Below are 13,463 nucleotides of genomic sequence, written 5' to 3' on the forward strand. Positions count from 1 at the left end.
CGCTTTGTTAATCTTAGCTAACTAAGATAAAATAGTGCGACTATTTAAACCAGATATAGGAAACCACATGGTTGTTCTACACACAAATTTTGGTGACATCACCATTAAAATGTTTGACCAAGAAGCTCCAAAAACAGTAAAAAACTTTTTAGAGTATGCAAACGCAGGTTTTTACAACGGTACCATTTTTCACCGTGTAATCGATGGCTTTATGGTTCAAGGCGGTGGCTTTGTTTCAGGTATGGAACAAAAAGACGTTAACGACCCAATTCAAAACGAAGCTAACAACGGCCTATCTAATAAAGTAGGTACTTTAGCAATGGCACGTACTCCTGATCCTCATTCAGCTACTGCACAGTTTTTTATTAACGTTAACAACAACGATTTTTTAAACCACAGCAGCGAAACATCACAAGGCTGGGGTTACTGTGTGTTTGCTGAAGTAGTTGAAGGCATGGACATTGTAGAAAAAATTAAAGGTGTAGCTACAGGGAGTAACGGATTTCACCAAGACGTGCCTCTTGAAGACGTGATCATCGAAAACGTTACTGTTAGCTAATAGTACGTTTACCCGCGTAATGTTGGAGAATCAGCGGGTGTTTATGCAAAATGCATGCGCCCGCTTTATTTTTATCAAAAAGACACCTCTATGACTCAAAAAACGTATTTTATTGCTGATTTACATTTAACTGAAAACAGACCTGATATTAGCGCTGCTTTTTTTAAATTTTTAGAATCTAACATTTTAAATCAGAACGTTGATGCGCTTTATATTTTAGGTGATTTTTTTGAAGTGTGGGTAGGTGATGACTACGTCACTGAACTAGCGCGCAATGTAGCTACACAGCTTAAGGCGGTAAGTGATTCAGGCATTCCAGTCTACTTTATTCATGGTAACCGCGACTTTATTCTTCGTGAACAGTATGCAGAGTTAGCAGGTATGACATTGTTAGACGAACAAACCGTTATAGATCTTTACGCTACACCTACTGTTATTTTACATGGTGATGAAATGTGCACCCAAGATGTAGAATATCAAAAATTTCGTAAAAAAAGCCGCGGTTGGTGGTGGCCAAAATTAATGCTAGCGATGCCGCTATGGTACAGAAAAAAAATAGCACGCAACGCACGAGAAAAAAGTAAACTGAGCCAAGCCGATAAACCCATAGAAATATTAGACGTGGTAGATAGCGCCGTACTTGAAACCTTTGACAATCATAATGTAAAAAATATGATTCATGGCCATACACACCGACCTAAAGTGCATACGTATTCTTTAAATGGTCAAACGCTTACACGCACTGTTTTAGGTGACTGGTACGAACAAGGCTCTTACCTCGTCGTAACACCTAATGGACAACAGCTAGTTCATACCCCTTTTATGTAAACTAAAACAGCATAATTTTTTTGAATTTTAAAATATAAACATTTATCGCTTCATAGGTAATAAACCATTTTTTGTTATTTATCCGGTAATGTAATCGTGAATCGCGTTTTATATTTTTCACCTCGCTGTGGATCCGAGTCTAAACTCAGCTGCCCTTTCAGTATTTGAGTTACCCATTGAGAGACCATATAAAGCCCAAGCCCTATATTCCCTTTACCGCGCGCTGACGTATGAAAAGGTTCAAAAATAACAGTTTGCTGATGCTTATCAATCCCGCAACCTGTATCAGATACAGAAATATTCACGTCACCTTTTTTACTTTTATAAACCCTAATCTCAATCTCACCAGACTGACTTTCTTCAAATGCATGGTTAAGCGCATTCATTATTAAATTTTCTACTACTTGTGAAATAATGCCTGGTCGGCTTTTTAGTGTGTAATCATCATCAAACCGAGTAATAATTTTAATTTTAGATGTTTTTAATCGTGAATTCAGGGCTATCAACAACTCTTTTATTATTGCCTCAATATTACACTCAATAAACTCTTCATTATTTCTATCAATAGCCATTTTTTTAAAGCTTTTAACGAGCACGGCGGCTTTATCAAGGTTAACCTTCGCTAATCCTAAGTTATCATCTAAACTTAAAACACTACTTTCAAGCAAAGATTTTGTTAACCCAGTTCTAATACCTTCATTCAGGCGCCTCATTACAGACTCGGCATTCGTCACCGAAATAATAGCGCCTCCAATGGGTGTATTCATCTCATGTGCTACGCCTGCTACAAGCATTCCTAGTGAAGATAGCTTTTGCGCTTCAACAAAACTGTCTTGTAAAAGTTGCTGCTGCCTAATGGTGTTAGACAACTCATTATTAACCGAGTCTAACTCCAATTTTTCGGCACGTAACTCATCGAATAACTTTCTCAGCACTTTTGCGTAGCAATGTTCTCTATACAAAATAAAGCCACCAATAACCAAAAGTACAAAAGCACTCAACCCAGCGTAGCTCAGTGCTGTTAGTTGAATTTTAGTTAATAGGGTATTTTTACTTTTTATATAAATATAAATAACCTCATTGAGTGTTTCGTTGTGCTTTTTTAAAAAAATAGTCGGGAGTGTATCTATGGTATAAACACTTTTATCATAATACCTTTGTGCAATTTCTTTATGCTCCAGCATTAACTCCCAAAGCTGCGGATTGCTATTACCCAGTGTAAGTTCAGGCCTTGAGAGCATAAACCCCCATTGTTTAGACTCATCATTGTTAAAAAGCCAAAACCCCTCTTTGTTTACAATGTTTACCTGATTATTGTCAGAGGAGTAACTTCTAATTCGCTGAAAAAGCGCGGATAAATCAAAGTTGATTATGATTAGCCCATCTACAATATAATCACTTGAGCTAGTGCGGTAGGTTACTCGCATGGTGGGTACATAGGGTTCAACAATTGAACCATGCTCCATGTTTAAATCAATTTTTGATAAAAAGGAATCTGGCGCTTCAATGGCTATTCCTTGCCTAAAGTAATAACGCGACATTTTATTTTGCAGTTCTTTTTGCTCAACAACTTTTGCCTCACCGTTTTTAAAGTCAACTCTAAAACGTTCGTTGCCGGTAATATCAATCCACCGAATTTGCGAAATAATAGGCGATAATAACCCAAAATTAACGAAGTAATCATTTATGCTTCGTATGGATTCTCGGTCTCTAAACATATACCTGAGTTTATTACCCCTTTTTAGGTTTTTGTTGTCTGCTAAAACTTGCGTTAATTTTTTTATACTGCTTAATTCTTTTACAAACTCCGTTTGCACTAAAGATAACTTATCATCGTGGTTATCTTGAACCACTGCTAACCTAGCTTGGTAAACTTGCCAATAAACCAAAACAGCAATTGCGCTAGCGGCAAACACTATAAAGAGTGCTTTTATAGAAATATGCTTGTTATTTAAACTTGGTGAGGTTTTATGATCAAACTTTTCCATATTGCTTTAACCATGTTGTTAAGTCGTCAAAAAACAGTGGTTTTGAAAAGTAATACCCTTGTGCAACATCACAGCCAATTTTTTTAACCCAATCACATTGCTCTGACGTTTCAACACCTTCTACAATAATAGAAAACTCAAATCGTTTGGCTAAATTAACTATCATTTCAAAAATATATTGGTTATTGGCATTGCTATTAATATTACTTAAAAAACACTTGTCTATTTTAAGAGTATTTGCAGGTATTTCTGTTATGTGAGAAATAGAAGAATAACCCGTTCCAAAGTCATCAATACTTACTTTTATACCCAGCGCCATAAACTGATCTAACGATCCTCTAATTAAATCGTAATTACTGATTGCCTGTGTTTCTGTAATTTCGAGTTCAAGCATTTCAGGAGGGATATTCGCTTTATTTAATTTATCAAGAATGCTTTTACAATAATCAGAGTCTACCAAATCAAAAGCCGATGCATTAAAGGCAACAGATAAATTTACGCCTAACTCACTGAGCTTATGAATAGTATCTATTATTTTATCAAAAATAACGCTATCTAATTCACTAATTAATCCCGCTGTTTCAGCAAGTTCAATAAATATGTCTGGGCTTACAAAACTGCCGTCATCCAGCTGCCAACGTGCTAGCGCTTCAAATCCCACAGGGGTTAAGTTCACTAAGTCCATTTTAGGCTGTAAGGCTACTTGCAAAGAGCCTGCCCCTATCACTCTTCGTAATCGAGCCATTAAACTGTAACGGTTGGTAAGTGCCTCTGTTTTTTCTTGGGTATGCTTAATATATTTTAAAGAAGCGCTTTGGCTATCGTTTAAGCTGGATTCAGCAATGCTTATTATTTTTTCAGGTATAATGTTTAAAACAGTACTTAGCGCTAAATCGAGAATTCTCAAATCAGCATATTGTTTTACGGAGGTAATTACACACTTTTGCCTAATAAGGCTAGCTATCATTTCGTCGGAAATATCAAAATTAGCGTTTACTAGTAGGCCAAAGCTACTGTTGTTAATAATGGCTATACGCGCTGAATAACCATCAAAAATAGTAATTAGATTATTGTAAACCTCTTTTAAGAGTTTTTGGCAGAAGTCGTGACCAAACGTAAAGGCTTTTTCTTCAAACTGTTCGACTTCAAAAACGAGTAAACGTGTTTGATACTGCTCGTGAAGGTTCATATTTTTTATTTCACGCGTAAGCCAGTTTCGGTTATGCATGTTTAACGATACATCAGTATACGCAAGCTCTGTAAGTTTATTAAGCAAGGCAATATTACTAAAGCCCGTACTTACATTTTCGCTAAAAACTTTTAATAAATACTCGTTTTGTTCAGATATTTCATTATCTGACTGAACAATAGTTATGTAACTTTCGCCTGCTATCTCTTTATTGCAAAAATAAAACACAGTGTGGTGTTCAGAAAAAACATGCCTTTTTTCATCTAAAGCACGTTCAAAATCACTATAAATTTGTGGAAGCAAAATCTTTTCGTCAACAAGCTTCCCTTCAAATCCATCAAAACATCCGTTAGCAGTAGAAATATGCGCTTTAATAATCTCGCCATTACTTTGAGTGGAACACATAATGCTCCCACCCTCAGTTACGTTTAAAATATTACTTATTTCTTCTAAAACAGCTCTGGAAAAAGACCGCATATCGTGTTTGCTGTTTATGCTTCTTGAGGCATCTAATACTAATTGAAGGCCTTTTCTGGCTGAAGAAATTTGCGTAATGTATTTCCAGGTACGAATATTACTGGTCACAATTGACTGTAATTTTTCGGCCGAAACGTCCGATTTATTCCAGTATTCGTCTATATCTAGCGACTTCATTATTTGCTGTTCGGGTGCAAATCCAGGTTGACCAGTCAACAAAACAATACGCATGTCTGCGTTACCAATCACTTCCCTTATGGTACTCACAAGCCTAAGACCTGAGTCGTCATCCTCCATAACAACATCTATAAAAGTGAGTGCTATATCTGGATGCAAGCTCAACACTAATGCAGCCTGAGAGACCGAATTAGCCGTAAGTATTTCTATTTCACAGTTATCCTCAGGCTTTATTTCTTTTAAGCTATTAGTTAAAGCGTGCTGATAATTAAGATCGTCTTCAACGGTAAGCACCTTTATTTTTCTTACGAGAGTTGAACCATCTATTTCCAGCTCTTCATCAAATACAAACAAACTATTGCTGTCGGACATCCTACACCGCCTATATAAAAAACATCTGATAACTCTATAAATATAGTTAATATTTTTGTATGTACCAAAGTACTTTATATATAGTAGAAGCTGGTTTAAAATTCGTCTAATTTTAAGCTTCATGACTGTATAATTACAGCCATGAAAGTAGTGTAATAAGGAGGGTTATGCTGGGGTACCACTGTGAAATTTAAAATCTTCATCTGCTGATAAAATTAATTGGGCTTCAATTTCACCAAATTCTTTTACTCGTTCTGTAATATCAAAGTCAGCAATTTCTTGGGCTAAGGCTAAATAATCTTGGTAGTGACGCGCCTCAGACCTTAGTAATGAAATATAAAAGTCACCTAAACGTTTATCTACATGCGGTGCTAATTTTGCAAATCGCTCACATGAGCGAGCCTCAATATAAGCCCCGACAATTAGTTTATCAACGAGTGCATTAGGCTCAAATGTTTTTACATTACGTAACATCCCTTTTGCGTAACGACATGGCGTTATACTTTGATACTCAACCCCATACTCGTCCATTATCTCTAGCACTTGATAAAAATGATGTAGCTCTTCTTTTATTAACAACACCATTTTATCTATTAAGTCTTGTCCATAAGGCGAGCTAGACTTAGGAATGATTGATTTTGTAAGCCTATTTTTTGCTGCTAAATCGCGCCAATTACCTTCACGTTTATAAATAAGTGTTTCAAATGGCTTCAACCAAGCCAAAAGTGCATCACCGCTTTCTTTATCTACTGCATACTTACGAATTAAAAACATCGCTGACTGAGCGGCTTTTAATTCACAAATTAAGTGATCTATCAAAATAACTGGCAAATTTTCTTTTTCAACTGCCTTATCTACCCACTCAGTTGGTGTTTTACACAATAAAAAGTTATGAATAGGCTCTAAAAGCTGGCTATATGGCACGGTTAATACTCATTGCTAATAAATTTACAGAGCAAATATTTTAACACGAATTAATAGGTTGATTAAATCAAACCTTCTTTCATTTATTTGTTAAAAATTAGTTAACTTGACTTTGTAAACTATGTAGCTCATAACTGTAGATGAGCTGTATAAAAAACACACTACAACAAAAACAGTAATATCTTCCTACACGGAGTACACACTATGATATTAAACCACCTATGGGGCTTATATGCTCATCCACTCGAAGAGTGGCAAACAATTGATAACCGACATGAAAGTTTAACCTATAGCTTGTCACATATTTTACTCATCGCATTATTCCCGTCAGTAATGGGTTATTACTCATCCGTTTACTTGGGCTGGAGCATTGGTACTGGAGATCTCGTATTTTTAACTCACGACAGTGCCTTACTAATTGCGATAGCCATGTATGTTGCACTTATCATCGGTGTATTTGCACTTGCATACCTAGCACATTGGATGGCGGTTACTTTTGGCTCAAAACCAACCTTTACTCAAACTCTTGAACTAGCTGCTTACACGGCAACACCTGTGTTTATGTCTGCGCTTGCCGCTTTTTGGCCGGTACTTTGGTTCGTTGTGTGTGCTGGTATTGTTGCGCTCGCGTATTCAGTGTATTTACTTTATACAGGCGTGCCCATACTCATGCACATACCCCAAGAACGCGGATTTATTTATGCAAGCTCAGTAGTGACTTGTGGGCTTATATTGTTAGTTATTATTTTAGCCGCTACTGCAATTCTTTGGACTAACGGCATTGTGAGCCCTATGTTTACATAATATGCTTTAAGCAAGCCAATTAAGGTATGTTCAACCAATAAAAAAGGAGCTAACAAGCTCCTTTTATATAATTAAGATACGCGGCCTGTTTACACTAAGTATTAATCAGTCTCGTTTTCTTCTTGGTTATGTATTTCTAAACCCGATGACATGGCGCTTTCGCGTGTACTTTTAGCGGTATCATTTCTCAGTTTATCAATTCGGTTTAGGTAGTTTTGATCTATGTCACCGGTGATATATTGCCCATCAAATACAGAAGTTTCGAATTGTGTTATTTCAGGGTTTTCCTGACTTACAGCAGCCATTAGATCTTTTAGCGATTGAAAAATCAATCCGTCAGAACCAATACTTGCATTTATATCTTCAACTTCACGGCCATGAGCAATAAGTTCAGCCGCAGATGGCATATCTATCCCATAAACATTTGGAAAGCGTATTTCAGGAGCTGCTGATGCAAAGTAAACATTTTTAGCACCCGACTCACGTGCCATTTCAACAATTTGCGCTGATGTAGTACCGCGCACTATTGAATCATCTACAAGTAATACATTTTTACCTTTAAATTCACGATCAATTGCGTTTAGTTTTTGTCGTACTGACTTTTTACGCATTTCTTGACCAGGCATTATAAACGTACGGCCAATGTAACGGTTTTTAACAAAGCCTTGGCGATACGGTAAATCAAGTACGCGAGCAATTTCAAGCGCGACATCACACGAAGTTTCTGGAATAGGAATAACCACATCAATGTCTTTATCTGCCCACTCACGTGCTATTTTTTCACCAAGCTTAGTACCCATGTTTACGCGTGTTGCATACACTGACATTCTGTCTATTGTTGAGTCAGGGCGTGCAAAATAAACAAATTCAAAAATACAAGGCGAGTAAGACACCTTATCAGCACAGTTTAAAGAGTGAAATTGTCCATCTTCAGTTACAAAAATGGCTTCGCCTGGGGCTACATCACGAATAAACTCAAAACCATCTGGTTTTAGTGCCACACTTTCTGAAGCAAACATGTATTCGGTGCCTTTTTCAGTTTCGCGCTTACCAAAAACAAGTGGGCGAATACCGTTAGGATCACGAAACGCAACAACGCCATGGCCTATAATCATAGCAATGGCAGCATAACCGCCCGTTACTTTTTTGTTCACCTCAGTAACAGCTGTAAATACATCTTCAGGGTCTAAATGCAATTTATCAGAGCGACTAAGCTCATGCGCCATAATATTCAACAATATTTCAGAGTCAGACGTGGTATTAACATGTCTTCGTGCTTCTGAAAATAACTGTTCTTTCAATTCTTCAGCATTTGTAAGGTTTCCGTTGTGCGCAAGGGCAATACCAAATGGTGAATTTACATAAAAAGGCTGCGCCTCAGATGAGCTAGAAGAGCCTGCTGTTGGATAACGTACATGACCAATACCAATGGTACCTTGAAGTCGCTTCATGTGACGTGTGTGAAATACATCTTTCACTAAGCCGTTTGCTTTACGTAAGCTAAACGTATTATTTTCAATGGTAATTATACCCGCGGCGTCTTGCCCACGATGCTGCAAAACAGTTAAGCCATCATATATCGCCTGATTCACAGGAGACGTTCCGACTATTCCAACGATACCACACATGTAATTTATCCTCGCCGATTAACGGTTTACTGAATTTAAAAAGCTGGAGTTGTTTTCAAGGTATGAAAAAAACCATTCAACAACAAAGCCAAATTCTGGAATCAAAATAGAATTACCCCACCAGTGCGTGTTGGGTGCACCAGTAAAAGCATCAAGAAAGAAGAGTAACGCGCTCACGACCAACACGCCTCGTAGAGCACCAAACACTATGCCAAAGACACGGTCAGTACCCGATAAGCCAGTACGAAGTACAAGCTGACCTAAAATATAGTTTAGTAAACCGCCTAACAGGAGCGTCGCAAAGAAGAGTATGGCAATGGCCGCCGCATTTCTTAAAAGGGGTTCAGAAATACTTGTTAGGAAGGAAGCTAAATATTGGTAAAATAAACTTGAGATGATAAAGGCGCCTGCCCATACCGCTAATGACATGGCTTCTTTTACAAAACCGCGTATTAAACCGATGATGGTAGACAGTGCAATGATGCCTAGAATGGCGTAATCAACCCAGATCATAATAACCAATTAGTCGCTATTTTGGGGCGCATTCTATACCCAAACATCCTAAATATGCAAGTTTAAACGGGAGATAACCGCTGAGGGCATGAAACATTTAATTAACATTGCAGCTGGTAATAAAGTGGCTCAAGGAATCGTGTTATATCAAATAAAAAGGCCTTGTTATTTAAGGCCTTTTTATTTAGTTAGTCACTTCGTATTGGGTTATTTTACCATTGAGCTTAGTGAGCTTTTTAAGCTCTGGCAATTGTTTTTCCAACTCCGTTTTATCAAGTGACGGGCCAACAAACACTTTTGTTAGCGTTCCGTTAGGTGTTTTTATAGGTTTAGTAAACGTATTAAAGCCTTTTGAAGTCAACTTTGCCTGTAATGCTTTTACATTTGCAGCATGAGAAAAACTGCCTAACTGCACTACGTAAGCCATATCAGTTAGGTTTTCATCACTTTTACGCGTTGCGATAGGCTTCGGTGCCACTTTAACCACTTGTTCGGAAACTTTAGTCTCTTCTTTCACTTTAGCAACTTGCGGTTCAACAACTTCAGTTTCTATAGCTGATGGTATGGCTGACGCTTCAACAATTTTCTCTTCGCTGGCATAGTCGCTTTGTGCAATCGTATCGTCTTGTTCTAGAATGTCATCATCAGGGGATATATCTTCAATTTTGTCTTGCTTTAATGGCTCAGCTATAGCTACTTGATCATTAATTGAGTCTTGCAAGTCAATGGTTTTGAACTCAGGTCGTTCTGGGATCGCTTTAAAGCCTTCCTTGTAATGCACTTTTTCGCCATCAAGTATGTTTGGGATAAACACAATCGCTGCGATCACCACTATGCTTGTTCCAACTAAGCGATTAATAAAACTTGAGTTCACCGATATCCTCTCTATTTTTTAAAATAATGAATAGCATCTGCTACTGTAAAAAATGAACCAAATACAATCAAAATAACATTGCCTTGCTGCTTAGGTAAAATAACACTAAGTGCTTGCGCAACGCTGTCAAAGCTTTGTACCTTGTTGTGAGTAGATACGCTTTGTAGGGCTTCTTTTAAATTATTAGCACTATCACCACGAGGGCCACCTAAGCTTGCAAGGAACCAATCATCAACTAAATGGCTTAGCTCTTTGAGCACTGCGGCTTTATCTTTATCAGCAAGCATAGCGGCTAATGCGTGAACTTTAAAGCCTTTATCTTTGTAACTTAATAACTTATTGGCTAAATAACGGGCTGATTCAGGGTTATGAGCTACGTCTGTAAATACCAATGGCTCTGCGCTTAATTGTTCAAAACGCCCTTCAACCACTAATTTAGCTAAGCAACTTCGTATTACCTCAACACGCGGTAATAAATTTAATACGCTTAACGCTGTTAATGCCGTTGCTACGTTTTGAGCAGGTATTGCAGGTTTATTAAGCGTAAGGTTATGTGTTTCAAACTGCCAATTAAACGTTGTGTCATGCTCTTTAAAGCTAAAGTCAGTGCCTGATAATGTCATCTTAGCATTAATTTCATAACCGTAATCTGTCATTGTATGAGGAATATTTAAATCCCCAATAATGGCCGGGGTACCTTCACGGAATATCCCTGCTTTATCGTACGCCACCAGCTCTCGGGTATCGCCAAGGTATTCTTTGTGATCTAAATCAATGGTTGTAATAACGCTTGCGTATGGAGTTACTATGTTTGTAGCATCGAAACGTCCGCCTAAACCAACTTCTAATAACACATAATCTACACTAAAGCGTTTAAAAATAGCGAGCGCACCCAAGGTACCATATTCAAAGTAAGTAAGCTGAGTGTCTTTACGACCTTGCTCTAACTGATGAAATGCATCTACATGAAACTGATCGTCAAGTTCGCTGCCATTAATACGCACGCGTTCGTTATAACGGATTAAATGAGGAGACGCATAAGTACCTACACTAAAGCCTTGTGCTAAAAGTAGCGACTCTAAACAACGGGCAGTAGTGCCTTTGCCATTTGTGCCACCAATTAGAATTATTTTACTAGGGGTATTTAATAAACCGATATTATTGGCAACATCGGCAACTCGCTCTAGCCCCATTGCAATATTGGCTGGGTGAACACTTTCTAAATAAAAAAGCCAATCATCAAGGCTTGATGATTGGCTAGGAATTGTTTTTGTCATAGCGTTAAATCAGAAAAGCTTAAATTTACGCTACTCTATGCTCTTGTTCAGTAGAAGGCAAGTTCATAAACTTAGCTAAAATACGTGCCAAGGTATCACGCATTTCACGGCGGTCTACAATCATGTCTATTGCGCCGTGTTCAAGTAAAAATTCACTACGCTGAAAACCTTCTGGTAATGTTTCACGAACGGTTTGTTCAATAACACGAGGGCCCGCAAATCCGATTAAGGCTTTAGGTTCAGCAACATTAATATCACCAAGCATTGCCAGCGAAGCAGAAACACCCCCCATTGTTGGGTCAGTCATCACTGAAATAAACGGAAGGCCTTTTTCAGTCATTTTTGCTAATGCCGCACTGGTTTTAGCCATTTGCATAAGCGACATTAGCGCTTCTTGCATGCGTGCACCACCAGAGGCTGAAAAACAAATAAGCGGCATATTATGCTCTAAACATTGGTCAACAGCATCAACAAACCGTGCGCCTACAACCGATGCCATCGAGCCACCCATAAATGAAAACTCAAACGCCACTGCTGCCACAGGAATACCTTTTAAGCGGCCCTTCATTGCAACTAATGCATCTTTTTCACCGCTAGCTTTCTGAGCTGCACTAATACGATCTGAATATTTTTTAGAATCTTTAAATTTAAGAACATCTTTAGGTTCGTGTTCAGTGCCTAACTCTTGGCGTTCGCCGTCATCTAAAAAATGCTCAAGACGTTTACGGCCACTTACACGCATGTGATGGTCACATTTAGGACACACGTTTAAAGATTTTTCTAATTCAGCTTTATATAAAATTGAATCACACGATGTACATTTAGCCCATACACCTTCTGGGATTTCTTTACGACCTGATGATTTCGTCGTTTTAGGTAAGATTTTTTCTAACCAACTCATTTGCAACTCTCTTAATGCTGTTCTGTGTCGCGAGCCTGATAATTACAATTAACAGACAGATTTTTTCAATTAAAACATGAATCAGACTAACACGGTATAAAAAACTGGTCTTAGTAGTTAGAGGCGCTCAAATTAAGCAATTAATAATTCTAACTAAATTTCAACATCAGGCAAGAATAATGGCCCTAAGGGTGTTTTAGGGATATTAAATTGCTCTGGATAATCAACATCAACTAAATAAAGGCCCGCGGCTTTTGCGGTTGCGCTTGCTTTTGCACGTTCTTTTAAATCTAAAAGTTCTTTTAACCATATAGGCTGATGCTTGTGAAGGCCAATATCCATTAAACAACCGGTTATGTTTCGTACCATGTGATGAAGAAATGCATTGGCTTTAATATCAATTACAACGTAATCACCTTGGCGCTGTACCGATAAATGATGAATAGTTCGGGTTGCGGTATTAGCTTGGCAGTGTAAAGCTCTAAACGATGTAAAGTCATGTTCACCAATTAAGTACTGACAAGCCTGTTGCATGGCAACTTCGTCCAATTTGTGATGAAAGTGAGTGACCCCCTCATTCATAACCGCTCCACGGAATGGATAGTTATAAATAACATAACGGTACCTTCTTGCAGTTGCACTAAAACGGGCGTGAAAGTCTTCTATAACTGGCTGGGCAAATCGAATAGCAATATCTTTAGGCAGTAACGTATTCATACCCATAGTAAACGCAACCATTTCACGAGATGCACTAGTTTCAAAGTGAACAACTTGACCTGTTCCATGAACACCTGCGTCAGTTCGCCCTGCACACACAATTTCAACTGGGTGGTTACAGATACTCGACAATGCCTTTTCTACTTCTTGCTGTACGCTATTTACGTGTGATTGGCGCTGCCAACCACTATAACGTGCACCATTATATTCAACCCCAAGTGCTACTCGCATATTT

The 13,463-nt window shown here is 38.1% G+C and carries 12 protein-coding genes; 3 read left to right on the forward strand and 9 right to left on the reverse strand.

Annotation, left to right across the window (positions count from 1 at the left end; genetic code table 11):
• Positions 1-67 precede the first annotated feature (67 nt).
• Both ATS76_RS16230 and ATS76_RS16235 read left to right on the forward strand, forming a co-directional pair.
• Complete coding sequence (locus tag ATS76_RS16230) at positions 68-559, forward strand: peptidylprolyl isomerase (RefSeq protein WP_058552894.1); 492 nt, start codon at positions 68-70, stop codon at positions 557-559.
• 90 nt (positions 560-649) lie between these two features.
• Complete coding sequence (locus ATS76_RS16235) at positions 650-1,387, forward strand: UDP-2,3-diacylglucosamine diphosphatase (protein ID WP_058552944.1); 738 nt, start codon at positions 650-652, stop codon at positions 1,385-1,387.
• 74 nt (positions 1,388-1,461) lie between these two features.
• Here the strand turns inward: ATS76_RS16235 and ATS76_RS16240 are convergent, their stop codons facing one another.
• The 3 genes from ATS76_RS16240 to miaE all read right to left on the reverse strand — a co-directional run bounded on the left by ATS76_RS16240 (position 1,462) and on the right by miaE (position 6,514).
• Positions 1,462-3,375: a sensor histidine kinase gene (locus tag ATS76_RS16240; protein WP_058552895.1), complete on the reverse strand. Its 1,914-nt coding sequence runs from the start codon at positions 3,373-3,375 to the stop codon at positions 1,462-1,464.
• A complete protein-coding gene (locus ATS76_RS16245; RefSeq protein ID WP_058552896.1) occupies positions 3,362-5,590 on the reverse strand; it encodes an EAL domain-containing protein in 2,229 nt (742 codons plus the stop codon). Before ATS76_RS16245 ends, ATS76_RS16240 begins: the two co-directional genes overlap by 14 nt.
• Positions 5,591-5,755: 165 nt before the next feature.
• The gene (gene miaE / locus ATS76_RS16250; RefSeq protein ID WP_058552897.1) at positions 5,756-6,514 is read right to left on the reverse strand and encodes a tRNA isopentenyl-2-thiomethyl-A-37 hydroxylase MiaE; all 759 of its coding nucleotides are present in this window, start codon (positions 6,512-6,514) and stop codon (positions 5,756-5,758) included.
• Between the two features lie 204 nt (positions 6,515-6,718).
• On the opposite strand from miaE, the gene ATS76_RS16255 reads away from it, so the two are divergent.
• The gene (locus ATS76_RS16255; RefSeq protein ID WP_058405738.1) at positions 6,719-7,318 is read left to right on the forward strand and encodes a Yip1 family protein; all 600 of its coding nucleotides are present in this window, start codon (positions 6,719-6,721) and stop codon (positions 7,316-7,318) included.
• A 101-nt stretch (positions 7,319-7,419) separates the two neighbouring features.
• Here the strand turns inward: ATS76_RS16255 and purF are convergent, their stop codons facing one another.
• The 6 genes from purF to truA form a co-directional block, all read right to left on the reverse strand.
• Entirely contained in the window at positions 7,420-8,946 is a 1,527-nt protein-coding gene (gene purF / locus ATS76_RS16260; RefSeq protein ID WP_058552898.1) for an amidophosphoribosyltransferase, read from the reverse strand.
• A gap of 18 nt (positions 8,947-8,964) precedes the next feature.
• The gene (locus ATS76_RS16265; protein ID WP_006793890.1) at positions 8,965-9,459 is read right to left on the reverse strand and encodes a CvpA family protein; all 495 of its coding nucleotides are present in this window, start codon (positions 9,457-9,459) and stop codon (positions 8,965-8,967) included.
• Positions 9,460-9,643: 184 nt separating this feature from the next.
• A complete protein-coding gene (locus ATS76_RS16270; RefSeq protein ID WP_058552899.1) occupies positions 9,644-10,333 on the reverse strand; it encodes an SPOR domain-containing protein in 690 nt (229 codons plus the stop codon).
• Between the two features lie 11 nt (positions 10,334-10,344).
• Complete coding sequence (gene folC, locus ATS76_RS16275) at positions 10,345-11,610, reverse strand: bifunctional tetrahydrofolate synthase/dihydrofolate synthase (protein WP_058552900.1); 1,266 nt, start codon at positions 11,608-11,610, stop codon at positions 10,345-10,347.
• A gap of 25 nt (positions 11,611-11,635) precedes the next feature.
• On the reverse strand, positions 11,636-12,511 hold the full coding sequence (gene accD / locus ATS76_RS16280; RefSeq protein ID WP_058405742.1) for an acetyl-CoA carboxylase, carboxyltransferase subunit beta: 876 nt from the start codon (positions 12,509-12,511) through the stop codon (positions 11,636-11,638).
• 153 nt (positions 12,512-12,664) lie between these two features.
• Positions 12,665-13,459: a tRNA pseudouridine(38-40) synthase TruA gene (gene truA / locus ATS76_RS16285; RefSeq protein ID WP_058552901.1), complete on the reverse strand. Its 795-nt coding sequence runs from the start codon at positions 13,457-13,459 to the stop codon at positions 12,665-12,667.
• Between the last annotated feature and the right edge of the window lie 4 nt (positions 13,460-13,463).

The organism is Pseudoalteromonas sp. 10-33, assembly GCF_001469195.1.
In the GTDB taxonomy this organism is placed as follows: domain Bacteria; phylum Pseudomonadota; class Gammaproteobacteria; order Enterobacterales; family Alteromonadaceae; genus Pseudoalteromonas.